Raw genomic sequence first — 15,103 nt, forward strand, 5'->3', positions numbered from 1 at the left:
ATATGCTGCGCGCCAGCCATTGATACGGCACGCGATGTTTCGCATGCCGTATCGACTGCCGGTCAGATCGCCTGGTCGGTGGACGGCTTTTCCCACAGATTGATGCCGCCTTCCGTCGCGTAACGATCGATCTCCGCGAGTTCTTCCGCCGAGAATTCGAGGTTCTTCAGCGCGCCGACGTTTTCACGCACCTGCTCCGCGCGGCTTGCACCGATCAGCGCGGACGTGACGCGGCCGTTGCGCAGCACCCACGCGAGCGCCATCTGCGCGAGGCTCTGCCCGCGCCGTTCGGCGATTGCGTTGAGCTTGCGCACATGATCGAGATTGTCCGCGCTCAGGTGATCCTGCTTCAGCGAACCGCCGCCCGGCTTGTTCACGCGCGCATCGGCCGGCACGCCGTTCAGGTACTTCGACGTGAGCAGCCCCTGCGCGAGCGGGGTGAACGCAATGCTGCCCGTGCCGATCTCGTCGAGCGTGCCGAGCAGTTCGGTTTCGACCCAGCGGTTCAGCAGGTTGTACGACGGCTGGTGGATCAGCAACGGCACCTTGTATTGCGCGAGCAGCTCGGCCATCTCGCGCGTCTTCGCCGCCGAGTACGACGAAATGCCGATGTAGAGCGCCTTGCCCTGCTGCACGGCCGACGCAAGCGCGCCCGCCGTTTCCTCGAGCGGCGTGTGCGCGTCGAAGCGGTGCGAATAGAAGATGTCGACGTAGTCGAGCCCCATCCGCTGCAGGCTCTGGTCGAGGCTCGCGAGTACGTACTTGCGCGATCCGCCGCCGCTGCCGTAGGGCCCCGGCCACATGTCCCAGCCGGCCTTCGTCGAAATCAGCAGCTCGTCGCGATACGGCCGGAAATCCTCTTTCAGCAACCGGCCGAAGTTGATTTCCGCGCTGCCGTACGGCGGCCCGTAGTTGTTCGCGAGATCGAAGTGGTTGATGCCGAGGTCGAACGCGGTGCGCAGGATCTCGCGCTGCGTCGAGATCGGCGTCGAGTCGCCGAAGTTGTGCCACAGGCCGAGCGACAGTGCGGGCAGTTTGAGCCCGGATTTGCCGCAGGTGCGGTATTGCATGTCGGCATAACGTTCGGAAGCTGCTTCGTAGGCCATGAGTCGGTTCCGTCAGGACATCGGGGGAAAGGACGCGCGCCGGCCGCGCTTGCGGCGCGACGGCGGCGAAGGAGTCATACGACGACTATGGTAGCGAAAGCGGCCGGATCGCGCTCGTCGGCACGGCGATGGACGCGGCCGCGGTGGTCGCCTACACTGCGGCGTCTCGAATCACCGTTTCAGCGAGGTTGGTATGTCCCGGGTCATCTCGGTTGCGCTGCTCGTCGGCGGCGTCGTGCTGCTGTATTTCGGCGGCCAGTCGTTCCATTCGATCAACGACAACGTGTCGCGCTTCTTCACCGGTTCGCCCGCGACGAAGACGATCCTGCTGATCGTGGGCGGTGCCGTCGCATCGTTCATCGGCCTGATCGGCCTCGCGATGCCGGGCAACAAGCGCTGAGCGCGCAGTCGCGCGATGCGCGCACGGCCTGCGTCTTGCGTTCGGGCCGCGCCAAACGAAACGGGCGGCCAGGCCGCCCGTTGTTCCATGCCCCCGCGATGCGGTGCATCGCGGAATCGCCGCGGCCTTGAGGGCCGCCCGCTCCGCGCCTAGAACGGCACTTCCGATTTCGACGCCGAACGCGTGCCCGGCAACGGCCGGTTGCTCGCGCCGTGGTACGTGTACACGAGCGAGAACTTCACCTGGTCGGAACGGTTCTGCCCGGCCGAATGCAGCGTGTTGCTGTGGAAAAACACGACGTCGCCCGTCTGCAGCGACGGGCACGTGGCCGCGTCGATCATCTTCCTGTTCGCCGGCAGGTCGCTGCGGAAGAACTTCGCATCGTCGAACGCTTCGGGCCCGAATTCGGCCGTATGCGACCCCGGTACGAGCCACAGTGCGCCGTTCTCGTTCGTTTCCGGGCCGAGTGCGAGCCACACCGACACCATGTCCGGACGCTCGAACGCCCAGTAACGGAAATCGCGATGCCAGCCGGTCAGGCTGCCGTACGCCGGGTGCTTGGTCATCATGCAGTTGTGATGCGCGCGCGACAGCACCGGTTCTTCACCGAAATACTCGCGCATCCACGCACCGATTTCGGGTGCGGTCGCGCGCTCGGCGAAGGCCGGATCACGCGAATACGCATCGAGCAACCGCCGCACCGTGTGCCCGCCCGGCGCATGCTTGGACTCGGGCGCGCCCGGGTAGCGCAGGTCCGCCTCGAACTCGATCGGCTCGGCCGCCTCCTGCAACTGGCGCTCCGCGACCTGCCTGAGCGCCGCGCACTGCTCGGCGCTGACGAGGCCACGCGCGACGACGAAGCCCCGCTCGCGCAATTCCGCGACTTGCGCGCGGATCGATTCCGACTGCAATGGAGACGACATGGGATGCCAGACGTTTATTGTGTGAATGTGACGATTGTAAATCGGCACCGGATACCGCGAACAGCACCATTGTCGTGCGCAGGGGCATGCCAATCTCGAATTTGATCCGGCTCAAGGGAACTGTACGGCGCGGTGCTGGCCTCACCCACAGGCGGTATGCGGCACACGCCTTGTGGCACAAGGGTTTATCGCGACTTTTGCCCGTCATGAATCCCCTGTAGCCTGTCGCGGCCTGTCAATTCTGGCGGGCGCGGCGCGCAGCGGGTTTCGGTAAGATCCGTTGCGCAATCCGAGGCCGTTCATACCAGTGCGCTCCCAAGGGCGCCATCCATACAAGCGAAGCATCGTTCACATGCCATTCCGTCTGACTTCCCGTCTCAGCCGCGCTGCGAAGCGCGTCGTGCCGCCCGCTCCTGCCCGCTCGCTGCGCCATCACCGCGCACGCACGCAGGCGCTGGCGGAGCGTACGCCCGCACATAGCCGGCTGGACGGTATCCGTGCGTGGTTCCACGCATTTTTCTCGATGATGAGCGCGCAGGCGTTCTCGCGCCGTGCCGGCCTGCGCTCGCTGCTGCAGAAGCCGTCGTCGCTGCGCGCGCTCGCGCTGCGCCGCACGCTCGGCCCGCAGCGCCGCGTCAACCGCCCGCGCCGCCTCGCGGCCAGCAACGGCTGGTTCGGGTTCGGCGCACGCTGAGCGCACGCCGGCGGGCCCCGCAGCGCGGCGATCGCCGTCGCGTCGCTGCCCGCGCCGTTGCCCGACTGCCCCGGCGATCGGAACCCATAAAAAAACCCCGGCAATGCCGGGGTTTTTCATTTGAGGCTAAGGACGCTTACGCGACGCGTGCCGTCGGCTCGACGCCGGCCGCTTCGGCCAGGGCGAGCGCCTTGTCGGTCGCTTCCCACGAGAATTCCGGCTCTTCGCGGCCGAAGTGGCCGTAAGCAGCGGTCTTCTCGTAGATCGGGCGCAGCAGGTCGAGCATCTTGATGATGCCCTTCGGACGCAGGTCGAAATGCTCGCGCACGAGCTTCGTGATCACCGCATCCGACACGCGGCCCGTGCCGAACGTGTTGACCATCACCGAGGTCGGCTCGGCCACGCCGATCGCGTACGACACCTGGATCAGCGCGCGCGACGCGAGGCCGGCGGCAACGATGTTCTTCGCGACGTAGCGGCCTGCGTATGCGGCCGAACGGTCGACCTTCGACGGATCCTTGCCCGAGAACGCGCCGCCGCCGTGCGGTGCGGCACCGCCGTAGGTGTCGACGATGATCTTGCGGCCGGTCAGGCCGCAGTCGCCCTGCGGGCCACCGATCACGAACCGGCCGGTCGGGTTCACCAGGAACTTGATGTCGCCCTTGATCAGGTCGGCCGGCAGCGTCGGCTTGATGATTTCCTCGATCACGGCTTCGCGCAGCGCCGGCAGCTCGATGTCCGGTGCGTGCTGCGTCGACAGCACGACGGTGTCGATCGAATCGGGCTTGCCGTCGACGTAGCGGACCGTCACCTGCGACTTCGCGTCCGGGCGCAGCCATTGCAGGCGGCCGTCGCGGCGCAGGCTGGCCTGGCGCTCGACGAGGCGGTGCGACAGGTAGATCGGCAGCGGCATCAGTTCCGGCGTTTCATCGCACGCATAACCGAACATCAGACCCTGGTCGCCCGCGCCCTGGTCGAGGTTGTCGTCGTGTGCACGATCGACGCCCTGGGCGATGTCCGGCGACTGCTTGTCGTACGCGACGAGCACCGCGCAACCCTTGTAGTCGATGCCGTAGTCGGTGTTGTCGTAGCCGATGCGCTTGATCGTGTCGCGCGCGATCTGGATGTAGTCGATGTTGGCCGTCGTGGTGATTTCACCGGCCAGGACGACGAGACCCGTGTTGCACAGCGTTTCCGCCGCAACGCGCGAATACTTGTCTTGCTCGAGGATGGCGTCGAGGATCGCGTCCGAGATTTGGTCCGCGACTTTGTCCGGATGGCCTTCGGAGACGGATTCGGACGTGAAGAAATAATCGTTTGCCACTTTTTCAGGCTCCTGTGTGGTTACGGTTGGTTTCACGTAGCCAGCTTCGTTGGGCCTGAAGCGGCGACGCTTTAGCGGATTACCAGGACCGGGCAGCGTGTGTGACGCCAACCGGCTTCGCCCCGCAAGTTGTCAGTTAACTCGGCGAAGCCCGTATTATAGCGGCTTTCCTGAATTGTCACAGAGCGCCGCCCGTGCTGCATCTTCCGCTGTCTCACCACCCTGTTTGCAAAGCGCCGGCCAGCCGGTCCCACGGAGGTTTCGCATGCTAGGTCGTCTAGCCACGCACCTCGCCATTGGCTTGCTGAAACTGCTCGCCCTGTTGCCGTACGGCCTGACCGCACGGTTCGGCGATGGTCTCGGCTGGCTGCTCTACAAGATCCCCAGCCGGCGAAAACGCATCGTACACACCAATCTGAAACTCTGCTTCCCTGACTGGAGCGACGAGCGCCGCGAGGAAATTGCCGGGCAGCATTTCCGCCATGCGATCCGCAGCTACGTCGAACGCAGCGTGCAGTGGTTCGGTTCGGAGAAAAAGCTCGCGAAGCTGATCCAGGTCGACAGCGCGGTCGATCTCGACGATCCGGACCTGCCGCCGACGCTGTTCCTCGGCCTGCATTTCGTCGGCATCGAGGCCGGCTCGATCTGGCTGAATCGTTCGCTGCATCGCCGCTGCGGGTCGCTCTACCAGCCGTTCTCGAACGCGGTGCTCGAGGAGGAGGCGAAGAAGGCGCGCGGGCGTTTCGACGCCGAGATGGTCGGCCGCGCGGACAGCGCACGCGTCGTGCTGCGCTGGCTGCGCGACCGCAAGCCGGTGATGCTCGGCGCCGACATGGACTACGGGCTTCGCAATTCGACGTTCGTGCCGTTCTTCGGCGTGCCCGCCTGCACGCTGACGGCGGTCGGCCGGCTCGCGAAGACGGGCCGTGCGCAGGTCGTGCCGTTCATCGGCGAGGTGCTGCCGAACTACAAAGGCTACCGTCTGAAGGTATTCAAGCCGTGGGAGCATTACCCGACCGGCGACGACGATCTCGACGCGCGGCGGATGAACGAATTCCTCGAGGAGCAGATCCCGCTGCTGCCCGAGCAGTACTACTGGGTGCACAAGCGCTTCAAGACGCGCCCGAACGGCGAGCCGAGCCTGTATTGAGCCATGCTCACGAGAGCGCGGTCACGTGCGTGCCCGCGCTCTCGCTATCTTGGGCACGCCTTTCGCGCGCGCCTGCCACAAATCGTAAGCGGATTGCTGCGCGAGCCACAGATCCGCGCGACCGCCGTTCTCCTCGCCAAGCCACGCCTCGATGCGCAACGCCATTTCCGGCGAGATCCCTGCATGACCACGCAGAATGCGCGACAACGCCGCACGCGTGACGCCGAGTTGCGCCGCGGCCTCGGTGACGGTCAGGCCGAATGCCGGCAGCACGTCGTCGCGCAGCGCTTCGCCTGGATGCGGCGGATTGAAGATACGGGTCATGGTTTGAATTACCTCAGTGGTAGTCCTGGTAATCGACCAGAACAGCGTCGGCACCCTCAAAGCTGAAAGATCTTGATTGCCTCGTCAATTTGACCTGTACGAAAGTACGCGCCCGCGCCATCCCGTGCGTTCGCCGAACCTGCTCGCACGACGACAGGCCCGCCACATCTCGTCAATCTGCCCGCCTGTCGCACACGCGCCCAGTCGACCGATCGACAGATGCGCCCCAATTCGCCCCCACCCGCCCCCGCCCGCGCAGGACGCCCCTGTCGGCTGCATGTATCATTTGCGGTTGAGATCAGCACGACGAACGAGGCGGCCCCGCATGGCGCGGCGTCGAGCACGCCGCGCTGACCGCCTCGTTCGCCATGGAAATCCGGACCCAGTGAAACTCTCGTTCACCAAGATGCACGGCGCGGGCAACGACTTCGTCGTGCTCGACGGCTATTCGCGCGCACTGCCGCCGCTCACCGAAGCGCAGGTGCGTGCGCTCGCCAATCGTCACTTCGGCATCGGCGCCGACCAGCTGCTGCTCGTCGAAAAACCGACCGTCGACGGCGTCGATTTCAAGTACCGGATCTTCAATTGCGACGGCGGCGAGGTCGAACACTGCGGCAACGGCGCGCGCTGCTTCGTGAAGTTCGTCAGCGACCGCGGCCTGACCGACAAGCGCAGCGTGCGCGTGCAGGTGATGAAGGGCCTGATCACGCTGACGATGCAGGACAACGGCGAAGTCGTCGTCGACATGGGTGCGCCCGTGTTCACGCCGGCGCAGGTGCCGTTCGACGCAGCGGGCCTCGAAGGCCGCACCGAGGGCCGCGACACGCTGTGGCCGCTCGACGTCGGCGGCGCGACACGCTGGATCTCGACGGTGACGATGGGCAACCCGCACGCGGTGCAGGTCGTCGACGACACCGAAGCGTATCCGGTGCTGGAAGAAGGCCCGCTGATCGAGCATCACGCGCGCTTCCCGGAGCGCGTGAACGCCGGCTTCATGCAGATCGTGTCGCGCAGCGAGGTGAAGCTGCGCGTGTACGAACGCGCGGCAGGCGAGACGCTCGCGTGCGGCACCGGCGCATGCGCGGCGGTCGCGGCCGGCATCCGGCGCGGCCTGCTCGATTCGCCCGTGACCGTGCACACGCACGGCGGCACGCTGACGATCAGCTGGGACGGCGCGCGCGACGAAGCCGCCGCGCTGATGATGGCCGGGCCCGCCACGACCGTGTTCGAAGGCGAGATCGACCTGCCCGCCTGACCCTGCAACGTCCTTGATAACTGAACGCTCCAGCCACATGAACGATCGCGAAGTCGCCGACTACCTGCTCGCCAATCCCGAATTCTTCGCGCGGCACGCCGAACTGCTCGCGACGATCCGCCTCGCGAACCCGCACGGCAAGGCCGCGATCTCGCTGCAGGAGCGGCAGATGGAGATGCTGCGCGACAAGAACAAGCATCTCGAGCGCCGGCTCGCCGAACTCGTGCGCTATGGCCACGAGAACGACAGCCTGTCCGCGAAGTTCAGCCGCTGGACGGCACGCGTGATCGCGGAACGCGATCCGTACGCGCTGCCGCGCACGATCGCCGACGGTATCGCCGAAGTCTTCGACGTACCGCAGACGGCGCTGCGCGTGTGGGATGTCGCCGACACCTACTCGCAGGCCGACTTCGCGCGCCAGGTCGGCGAGGAAGTGCGCCTGTTCACGAACGGGCTGTCGACGCCGTACTGCGGTGCGAACACGGGCTTCGAGGCCGCGCAGTGGCTCGCGCCCGCGATCGCCGCCCCGGCCGCGAATGCGGCGGAGGGCGCGGACGCCGCGCCGCCGGCCGGCGACGGCTCGGCCGCGTCGGTCGCGCTGCTCGCGCTGCGTGCGCCGCTCGCCGGCAACGATGCGCCCGCGTTCGGCCTGCTCGTGCTCGGCTCGCCCGACCCGCGCCGCTTCCACGACGGGATGGCCACCGACTTCCTCGCGCAGATCGCGACGCTCGCGAGCGCCGCGCTCACGCGCCTGCTGCCGCACTGATCCTTCCGCAAGCGATGACAGACGATCCGATCGCCGCCTACCTGTCGAACCTGAAGCACGTCAGGCAGCTGTCGGAACACACGCTGCGCGGCTACACGCACGAACTCGACGAACTGAAGAAGCTCGCGAACGGCCGGCCGCTCGAAGCGCTGACGGCCGCCGACATGCGCGGCGCGGTCGCGCGCGCGCATTCGGGCGGGCTGTCTGCCCGGTCGATCTCGCACCGGCTGTCCGCGTGGCGCGCGTTCTACCGCTGGCTCGCGCAGCGCGTCGAGATGCCCGCGAACCCGGTCGCCGCGGTGCGCGCGCCGAAACGCGCAAAGACATTGCCGAAGGCGCTGTCGGTCGACGATGCTTCCGCATTGATGGACGCGCCGCTCGCCAACACGACCGAAGGCATCCGCGATCACGCGATCCTCGAGCTGTTCTATTCGTCCGGTCTGCGCCTCGCCGAGCTGATCGGGCTCGACGTCATGTACACGCAGGCCGACGGCTACCGCTCGGCCGGCTGGCTCGACCTCGCCGAAGCCGAAGTCACCGTGCGCGGCAAGGGCAACAAGGAGCGCAAGGTGCCGGTCGGCCGCAAGGCGATCGACGCGCTGAACGCATGGCTCGCGGTACGCAGCGAATTCGTGAAGCACGATCCGCATCCGCTGTTCGTGTCCGTGCGCGGCAACCGGATGTCGCCGGGCGTCGTGCGCGAGCGCGTGAAGCGCGCGGCGCTCACCGCGGGCATCCCCGCCAACGGCCATCCGCACGTGCTGCGCCACTCGTTCGCGACGCACGTGCTGCAGTCGAGCGGCGACCTGCGCGCGGTGCAGGAACTGCTCGGCCACGCGAGCGTCTCCGCGACGCAGGTCTATACGTCGCTCGACTTCCAGCATCTCGCGAAGATTTACGACAGCGCGCATCCGCGCGCGAAGAAGCGCGACTGACGCGCGTCCCGTATGACCCGCCGCGCGCGGCGACCTGCAACGGTCGGTGTCGCGCACGGCCCATTTCGATCTCATCATGCAAACCGTCACCCTCAAGCCGTCCAAGGAAAAATCGCTGCTGCGCCGCCATCCGTGGATCTACGCCAATGCGATCGACCGCGTCGACGGCAAGCCCGCCCCCGGCGCGACCGTGATCGTGCGCGCGCACGACGGCCGCTTCCTCGCGCGCGGCGCGTACAGCCCGCAATCGCAGATCCGCGTGCGCGTGTGGAGCTTCGACGAGAACGAGCCGATCGACCACGCGTTCTTCAAGCGCCGCGTGCAGCGCGCGGTCACGCACCGCACGACGATGGTGTCGGGCACGGGCGCGGTGCGGCTCGTGTTCGGCGAAGCCGACGGGCTGCCGGGGCTGATCGTCGACTATTACGTCGCGGACACCGCCGAAGCCGGCGCCGCGCCGCGCGGCCAGCTGGTCTGCCAGTTCATGGCCGCGGGCGTCGAGGCATGGAAGGATGCGATCGTGAAGGCGCTCGTCGGCGCCACGGACTGCCCGAACGTCTATGAACGCTCGGATGTGTCGATCCGCGACAAGGAAGGGCTCGAACAGACGACCGGCGTGCTGGCCGGCGATGCGCCGCCCGCGACGCTGATCTCGAACGAAAACGGCGTGCGCTATCACGTCGACGTGCCGAACGGCCACAAGACAGGCTTCTACGTCGACCAGCGCGACAACCGCGCACTGGTGGCGCAATACGCGGCCGATCGTGACGTGCTGAACTGCTTCTGCTACACGGGCGGCTTCTCGCTCGCCGCACTCAAGGGCGGCGCGAAGCGCGTCGTATCGATCGACTCGTCGGGCGATGCGCTCGCGCTCGCGCAGCAGAACGTCGTCGCCAACGGCTTCGACGCCGAACGCGCGACCTGGCTCGACGCCGACGCATTCAAGACCCTGCGCCGCCTCGTCGACGAAGGCGAGCGTTTCGACCTGATCGTGCTCGATCCGCCGAAGTTCGCGCCGACCCGCGACAGCGTCGATCGCGCGGCACGCGCGTACAAGGACATCAACCTGAGCGGCTTCAAGCTGCTGCGTCCGGGCGGCCTGCTGTTCACGTACTCGTGCTCGGGTGCGATCGACATGGACCTGTTCCAGAAGATCGTCGCGGGCGCGGCCGCCGACGCGAAGGTCGACGCGCGCATCCTGAAGCGCCTCGGCGCGGGCGTCGATCACCCGCTGCTCGCCGCGTTCCCGGAAGGCGAATATCTGAAGGGCCTGCTGTTGCAAATCGTCTGATTGCCCCGATCTACGCGCGTGACCGTTCGCCGGCCGCGGCCCCGCGCCCGGCGGATCCGCGCTCCCGCCTGTCGTTCGGACGACGGGCGAGGGCTTGACAGGTATGTTTCAATGGATGGTTGTGCGCCCCGGCTGGCAAAGCCCCGGGCGCGACGCACATCCTGGTTTTGACCCCGATTCACGAACCACAGGCGATTGACATGGCCACTCCCGTCACCATCCTCACCGGCTTCCTCGGCAGCGGCAAGACGACGCTGCTCAAGCGCATCCTGAACGAACAGCACGGCATGAAGATCGCCGTGATCGAGAACGAGTTCGGCGAAGAGAACATCGACAACGAGATCCTCATCCAGGATTCGAACGAGCAGATCATCCAGATGAGCAACGGCTGCATCTGCTGCACGATCCGCGGCGACCTCGCGCGCACGCTCGGCGATCTCGCCGCGAAGAAGCGCGAAGGCAAGCTCGACTTCGACCGCATCGTGATCGAAACGACCGGCCTCGCGAACCCGGGCCCGGTCGCGCAAACCTTCTTCATCGACAGCGAAATCGCCGACGATTTCCTGCTCGACGCGGTCATCACGCTGGTGGACGCAAAGCACGCGAACGCGCAGCTCGACGAGCACGAAGTCGTGCAGCGCCAGGTCGGCTTCGCCGATCGCCTGTTCATCACGAAGTCGGACCTGGTCGACGACCAGACGGTGGCCGGCCTGAAGCACCGCCTGATGCACATGAACCCGAAGGCCGCGATCAAGGTCGTGAACTTCGGCGAAGCCGACATCAAGGAAATCTTCGACCTGCGCGGCTTCAACCTGAACGCGAAGCTCGAGATCGACCCCGACTTCCTCGCCGAAGACGATCACGCGCATCACCACCACGATCACGACCATGATCACGATCACGCCAGTTGCGACCACGATCACGGCCAATGCGCGCACGATCACGACCACGGCCACCACCATCACCACCACGCGCACCACGACGACAAGATCAAGTCGTTCGTGTACCGCAACGACCGCCCGTTCGACCCGAACAAGCTGGAAGACTTCCTCGGCGGCATCCTGCAGATCTACGGCGAGCGGATGCTGCGCTACAAGGGCGTGCTGTACATGAAGGGCGTCGACCGCAAGGTCGTGTTCCAGGGCGTGCACCAGATGATGGGCAGCGACCTCGCGTCGAAGTGGCTGCCGGTCGAGAAGAAGACGAACAAGATGGTGTTCATCGGCGTCGATCTGCCGCAGGACCTGATCACCGACGGCCTCGACGCCTGCCTCGCCTGACGCGCACGGGGCAAGCGCCGCACACGCCGCCGGGCGGCCGCCTCGCAGGCGGCTGCGGCGGCCGCGGAGCGCCCTTTTTGGGCAGGGTTTCGCCGTCATCGCTTTTTCGCGATTTGCGCGTTATATTTTCTAGATATTGGCGCAGCCGACGGGGATCGACCCGATACGGCGCCCGCTTGCGATTCAGTTACAATACGTGCCCGCTGGAGTACGGCAACAAACAGGCCCGGTTCTTGCTGAACCAGTTTTCCGGGCATCGCAACCGCGCCGGATCGCCAATCCGCCTCCCGGCCGCGGCCGATGCGATGTGCCGCGCAGCACACCGGTTCGCAGCGCGCGCAACTCCGCGCCAGGCCTATCCTGGTATTTGAGAACCGGTTTTCCAGAGGCTTTCGGCCCCGCGGCGGCAAATCGCAAATGAATGCAAACGCGGTTGCGGGTAATCCCAAAGTGCAGGCAATATCTCTCGATTTGCCGCACATTGAAGAAGCAAGCAGATGACGAAGAAACTCTTGACCGAAGCCGAAATCCTGAAGATGAGCGACAAGGATTACATGAATGAGGATCAGCTCGCCTTCTTCAAAAATCGGCTCGAACAGTTGCAGGCGGACATCCTCAAGAATGCAGGCCAGACGACCGAGAACCTGCGCGAGACGGTGATCGTCCCCGATCCCGCCGATCGTGCGACGATCGAGGAAGAGCACGCGCTCGAACTGCGTACGCGCGATCGCGAACGCAAGCTCCTCAAGAAGGTTCAGCAGTCGCTCGCCCGCATCGATTCCGGCGATTACGGCTGGTGCGAGGAAACCGGCGAGCCGATCGGCATTCCGCGCCTGCTCGCGCGTCCGACCGCCACGCTGTCGCTCGAGGCGCAGGAGCGCCGCGAGCTGCGCCAGAAGCTGTTCGGCGACTGATCGAGCGGCGTTCCGCTCAAACACGCTGCTTCCCGAAAGCGCGCGGCCTGCCGCGCGCTTTTTGTTTTTCCGGCACCGCTTCCCGGTCCGTCGATTTGCCCACCCGGCCTCTTGATATCCCGGCGCCCGCCCTAAAATGAATCGGACGCGCGCCGGGCCGCTTCCCGGCGCACGGCGAGTTACGCGGCGGCGCCTCGCGCCCCCGACTCTTCCCCGTTTTTCTCAAGGAACGCAGATGGAGCAATTTCACGGCACGACCATCGTTTCGGTCCGGCGCGGCGACAAGGTCGCGCTCGGCGGCGACGGCCAGGTAACCCTCGGCAACATCGTCATGAAGGGTGGCGCGCGGAAAGTGCGGCGGATCTACAACAACCAGGTATTGGTCGGATTCGCGGGCGGCACCGCCGATGCGTTCTCGCTGCTCGACCGCTTCGAGGCGAAGCTCGAGAAGCACCAGGGCAACCTGACCCGCGCGGCCGTCGAGCTCGCGAAGGACTGGCGCACCGACCGGATGCTGCGCCGCCTCGAGGCGATGCTGATCACGGCCGATGCCACCACCACGCTCGTGATCACCGGCAACGGCGACGTGCTCGACCCGGAAGGCGGCATCTGCGCGATCGGCTCGGGCGGTGCGTATGCGCAGGCCGCGGCCCGCGCGCTGGTAGAGAACACCGAGCTGTCGCCGCGCGAGATCGTCGAGAAGTCGCTCGGGATCGCCGGCGACATGTGCATCTACACGAACCACAACCGCATCATCGAAACGATCGAGTAAGGACAGCCCCATGAGCACCATGACCCCTGCCGAGATCGTCTCGGAACTCGACAAGCACATCATCGGCCAGGCGAAGGCGAAGAAGGCCGTCGCGGTCGCGCTGCGCAACCGCTGGCGCCGCCAGCAGGTCGCCGACCCGCTGCGCCAGGAAATCACGCCGAAGAACATCCTGATGATCGGGCCGACGGGCGTCGGCAAGACCGAAATCGCACGCCGCCTCGCGAAGCTCGCCGACGCGCCGTTCATCAAGATCGAAGCAACCAAGTTCACCGAAGTCGGCTACGTCGGCCGTGACGTCGACAGCATCGTGCGCGACCTGATCGAGATCTCGGTCAAGCAGACGCGCGAATCCGAGATGCGCAAGGTGCGCAGCAAGGCGACCGACCAGGCGGAAGACCGCATCCTCGACATCCTGCTGCCGCAACCGCGCGCGGTGGGCTTCGGCGGCAACGCCGAACACGCGAACGACGACAACAACGCGACGCGCCAGACGTTCCGCAAGCGCCTGCGCGAAGGCCAGCTCGACGACAAGGAAGTCGAGCTCGACCTCGAGCAGCCGTCGGCCGGCATGGACATCATGGCGCCGCCGGGAATGGAAGAGATGACCGAGCAGATCCGCTCGATGTTCTCGAACCTCGGCAGCGGCAAGAAGCAGCGCCGCAAGGTGAAGATCAAGGAAGCGCTGAAGCTGCTGACCGACGAGGAAGCGGCGAAGATGCTCAACGACGAGGAAGTGAAGACGAAGGCCGTGCAGAACGTCGAGCAGAACGGCATCGTGTTCCTCGACGAAATCGACAAGATCACGTCGCGCAACAACGAAGGCAGCGGCGGCGAAGTGTCGCGCCAGGGCGTGCAGCGCGACCTGCTGCCGCTCGTCGAAGGCACGACGGTCAACACGAAGTACGGGATGGTGAAGACCGATCACATCCTGTTCATCGCGAGCGGTGCATTCCACCTCGCGAAGCCGAGCGACCTGATTCCGGAACTGCAGGGGCGCTTTCCGATCCGCGTCGAGCTCGACTCGCTGTCGGTGAACGATTTCGAAGCGATCCTCGTCGCGACCGACGCAAGCCTCGTCAAGCAGTACCAGGCGCTGCTCGCGACCGAAGACGTGCAGCTCGAATTCGCCGACGACGGCATCCGCCGCCTCGCGGAAATTGCCTATTCGGTCAACGAGAAGACCGAGAACATCGGTGCGCGCCGCCTGTATACGGTGATCGAGAAGCTGCTCGAGGAAGTGTCGTTCTCGGCCGGCAACCACGCCGGCGAGCGCGTGACGATCGACGCGAAGTATGTCGATCGCGCGCTCGGCGAAGTGTCGCAGGACGAAGACCTGTCGCGCTACGTGCTGTAACGCGCACGGCGCCGGATGAAAAACGGGCGGCCCCTTTCGTCGGGGGCCGCCCGTTTTCGCTGGTGCGCCGCTTACTGCCGCACCGGCTTCTTCGCGAGCTTGCGCTGCAGCGTGCGGCGGTGCATGTTCAGCGCACGCGCAGTCGCTGAAATATTGTTGTTGTTCTCGGCCAGCACGCGCTGGATGTGTTCCCATTCGAGCCGGTCGACCGACAGCACGACCGGATTCTCCAACGCTTCGTCGGCCTGCACTTCGGTCGCGTTGGTCTGCAGCGCGGCCAGGATCGACTCGACGTTCGCGGGTTTCGCGAGATAGTTGTCGGCGCCTTCCTTCACCGCCTGCACGGCGGTCGCGATGCTCGCGTAGCCGGTCAGCACCAGGATCCGCGCGTCGGGCTGCAGGTCGCACAGCGGCGCAATCAGGCTCAGGCCAGAATCCTCGCCGAGATGTAGGTCGACGGTGATGAACTGGAACTTGCCGCCGGCGGCGAGCCGGAGCGCCGCCTCCTTGTCGTGCGCCTGCTGGACCGCATAACCGCGGCGCTCGAGGCCGCGCGCGAGCGTGCCCGCGAACACCTCGTTGTCGTCGATCACCAGGAAATTGTTCTCGCTCATG

The 15,103-nt window shown here is 65.9% G+C and carries 16 protein-coding genes; 11 read left to right on the plus strand and 5 right to left on the minus strand.

The window, feature by feature from the left end:
• Nucleotides 1-62: 62 nt before the first annotated feature.
• Nucleotides 63-1,106, minus strand: a complete 1,044-nt coding sequence (gene mgrA / locus LXE91_RS04420) for an L-glyceraldehyde 3-phosphate reductase (RefSeq protein ID WP_039353883.1) — start codon at nt 1,104-1,106, stop codon at nt 63-65.
• A gap of 193 nt (nt 1,107-1,299) precedes the next feature.
• Between mgrA and LXE91_RS04425 the strand changes: the two genes are divergently transcribed.
• Nucleotides 1,300-1,506, plus strand: coding sequence for a DUF3185 family protein (locus LXE91_RS04425; RefSeq protein ID WP_039353880.1), 207 nt, complete (start codon nt 1,300-1,302; stop codon nt 1,504-1,506).
• A gap of 149 nt (nt 1,507-1,655) precedes the next feature.
• Here LXE91_RS04425 and LXE91_RS04430 read toward each other — a convergent pair whose 3' ends face one another.
• Nucleotides 1,656-2,429, minus strand: a complete 774-nt coding sequence (locus tag LXE91_RS04430) for a phytanoyl-CoA dioxygenase family protein (RefSeq protein ID WP_039353871.1) — start codon at nt 2,427-2,429, stop codon at nt 1,656-1,658.
• 352 nt (nt 2,430-2,781) lie between these two features.
• Here LXE91_RS04430 and LXE91_RS04435 point away from each other — a divergent pair, with 352 nt between their 5' ends.
• Nucleotides 2,782-3,123 (plus strand): hypothetical protein, encoded by a 342-nt coding sequence (locus LXE91_RS04435; protein ID WP_039353869.1) that lies wholly within the window; start codon nt 2,782-2,784, stop codon nt 3,121-3,123.
• 136 nt (nt 3,124-3,259) lie between these two features.
• On the opposite strand, the gene metK is transcribed toward LXE91_RS04435, so the two are convergent.
• Nucleotides 3,260-4,447: a methionine adenosyltransferase gene (gene metK, locus LXE91_RS04440; protein ID WP_039353866.1), complete on the minus strand. Its 1,188-nt coding sequence runs from the start codon at nt 4,445-4,447 to the stop codon at nt 3,260-3,262.
• Between the two features lie 265 nt (nt 4,448-4,712).
• On the opposite strand from metK, the gene lpxL reads away from it, so the two are divergent.
• The gene (gene lpxL, locus LXE91_RS04445; protein ID WP_039353863.1) at nt 4,713-5,597 is read left to right on the plus strand and encodes a lauroyl acyltransferase LpxL; all 885 of its coding nucleotides are present in this window, start codon (nt 4,713-4,715) and stop codon (nt 5,595-5,597) included.
• 21 nt (nt 5,598-5,618) lie between these two features.
• Here lpxL and LXE91_RS04450 read toward each other — a convergent pair whose 3' ends face one another.
• Nucleotides 5,619-5,921, minus strand: coding sequence for a HigA family addiction module antitoxin (locus LXE91_RS04450; RefSeq protein ID WP_039353860.1), 303 nt, complete (start codon nt 5,919-5,921; stop codon nt 5,619-5,621).
• A 385-nt stretch (nt 5,922-6,306) separates the two neighbouring features.
• On the opposite strand from LXE91_RS04450, the gene dapF reads away from it, so the two are divergent.
• From dapF to hslU, 8 genes are all read left to right on the plus strand, one after another.
• Nucleotides 6,307-7,176 (plus strand): diaminopimelate epimerase, encoded by an 870-nt coding sequence (dapF, locus tag LXE91_RS04455; protein ID WP_039353857.1) that lies wholly within the window; start codon nt 6,307-6,309, stop codon nt 7,174-7,176.
• Between the two features lie 37 nt (nt 7,177-7,213).
• Nucleotides 7,214-7,942 (plus strand): DUF484 family protein, encoded by a 729-nt coding sequence (locus tag LXE91_RS04460; protein ID WP_039353854.1) that lies wholly within the window; start codon nt 7,214-7,216, stop codon nt 7,940-7,942.
• Between the two features lie 14 nt (nt 7,943-7,956).
• Complete coding sequence (gene xerC, locus LXE91_RS04465; RefSeq protein WP_046544044.1) at nt 7,957-8,877, plus strand: tyrosine recombinase XerC; 921 nt, start codon at nt 7,957-7,959, stop codon at nt 8,875-8,877.
• A 76-nt stretch (nt 8,878-8,953) separates the two neighbouring features.
• Complete coding sequence (locus LXE91_RS04470) at nt 8,954-10,168, plus strand: class I SAM-dependent rRNA methyltransferase (RefSeq protein ID WP_039353919.1); 1,215 nt, start codon at nt 8,954-8,956, stop codon at nt 10,166-10,168.
• A gap of 200 nt (nt 10,169-10,368) precedes the next feature.
• Entirely contained in the window at nt 10,369-11,448 is a 1,080-nt protein-coding gene (locus tag LXE91_RS04475) for a CobW family GTP-binding protein (RefSeq protein WP_039353847.1), read from the plus strand.
• Nucleotides 11,449-11,945: 497 nt separating this feature from the next.
• Nucleotides 11,946-12,362 (plus strand): RNA polymerase-binding protein DksA, encoded by a 417-nt coding sequence (dksA, locus tag LXE91_RS04480; RefSeq protein WP_006477498.1) that lies wholly within the window; start codon nt 11,946-11,948, stop codon nt 12,360-12,362.
• Between the two features lie 235 nt (nt 12,363-12,597).
• On the plus strand, nt 12,598-13,134 hold the full coding sequence (gene hslV / locus LXE91_RS04485) for an ATP-dependent protease subunit HslV (RefSeq protein WP_006477497.1): 537 nt from the start codon (nt 12,598-12,600) through the stop codon (nt 13,132-13,134).
• Nucleotides 13,135-13,144: 10 nt separating this feature from the next.
• The gene (hslU, locus tag LXE91_RS04490) at nt 13,145-14,488 is read left to right on the plus strand and encodes an ATP-dependent protease ATPase subunit HslU (protein ID WP_039353843.1); all 1,344 of its coding nucleotides are present in this window, start codon (nt 13,145-13,147) and stop codon (nt 14,486-14,488) included.
• A gap of 71 nt (nt 14,489-14,559) precedes the next feature.
• On the opposite strand, the gene LXE91_RS04495 is transcribed toward hslU, so the two are convergent.
• Entirely contained in the window at nt 14,560-15,102 is a 543-nt protein-coding gene (locus tag LXE91_RS04495) for a response regulator transcription factor (protein ID WP_021156278.1), read from the minus strand.
• Between the last annotated feature and the right edge of the window lies 1 nt (nt 15,103).

It is taken from the genome of Burkholderia contaminans, from assembly GCF_029633825.1.
Lineage (GTDB): Bacteria > Pseudomonadota > Gammaproteobacteria > Burkholderiales > Burkholderiaceae > Burkholderia > Burkholderia contaminans.

Coding starts and splice junctions, on each gene's coding strand:
- LXE91_RS04430 (WP_039353871.1), bottom strand. CDS start 2,429: ATGTCGTCTCCATTGCAGTCGGAATCGATCCGCGCGCAAGTCGCGGAA.
- dksA (WP_006477498.1), top strand. CDS start 11,946: ATGACGAAGAAACTCTTGACCGAAGCCGAAATCCTGAAGATGAGCGAC.
- LXE91_RS04495 (WP_021156278.1), bottom strand. CDS start 15,102: ATGAGCGAGAACAATTTCCTGGTGATCGACGACAACGAGGTGTTCGCG.
- LXE91_RS04460 (WP_039353854.1), top strand. CDS start 7,214: ATGAACGATCGCGAAGTCGCCGACTACCTGCTCGCCAATCCCGAATTC.
- LXE91_RS04450 (WP_039353860.1), bottom strand. CDS start 5,921: ATGACCCGTATCTTCAATCCGCCGCATCCAGGCGAAGCGCTGCGCGAC.
- hslV (WP_006477497.1), top strand. CDS start 12,598: ATGGAGCAATTTCACGGCACGACCATCGTTTCGGTCCGGCGCGGCGAC.
- lpxL (WP_039353863.1), top strand. CDS start 4,713: ATGCTAGGTCGTCTAGCCACGCACCTCGCCATTGGCTTGCTGAAACTG.
- hslU (WP_039353843.1), top strand. CDS start 13,145: ATGAGCACCATGACCCCTGCCGAGATCGTCTCGGAACTCGACAAGCAC.
- LXE91_RS04425 (WP_039353880.1), top strand. CDS start 1,300: ATGTCCCGGGTCATCTCGGTTGCGCTGCTCGTCGGCGGCGTCGTGCTG.
- LXE91_RS04435 (WP_039353869.1), top strand. CDS start 2,782: ATGCCATTCCGTCTGACTTCCCGTCTCAGCCGCGCTGCGAAGCGCGTC.
- LXE91_RS04470 (WP_039353919.1), top strand. CDS start 8,954: ATGCAAACCGTCACCCTCAAGCCGTCCAAGGAAAAATCGCTGCTGCGC.
- xerC (WP_046544044.1), top strand. CDS start 7,957: ATGACAGACGATCCGATCGCCGCCTACCTGTCGAACCTGAAGCACGTC.
- mgrA (WP_039353883.1), bottom strand. CDS start 1,106: ATGGCCTACGAAGCAGCTTCCGAACGTTATGCCGACATGCAATACCGC.
- LXE91_RS04475 (WP_039353847.1), top strand. CDS start 10,369: ATGGCCACTCCCGTCACCATCCTCACCGGCTTCCTCGGCAGCGGCAAG.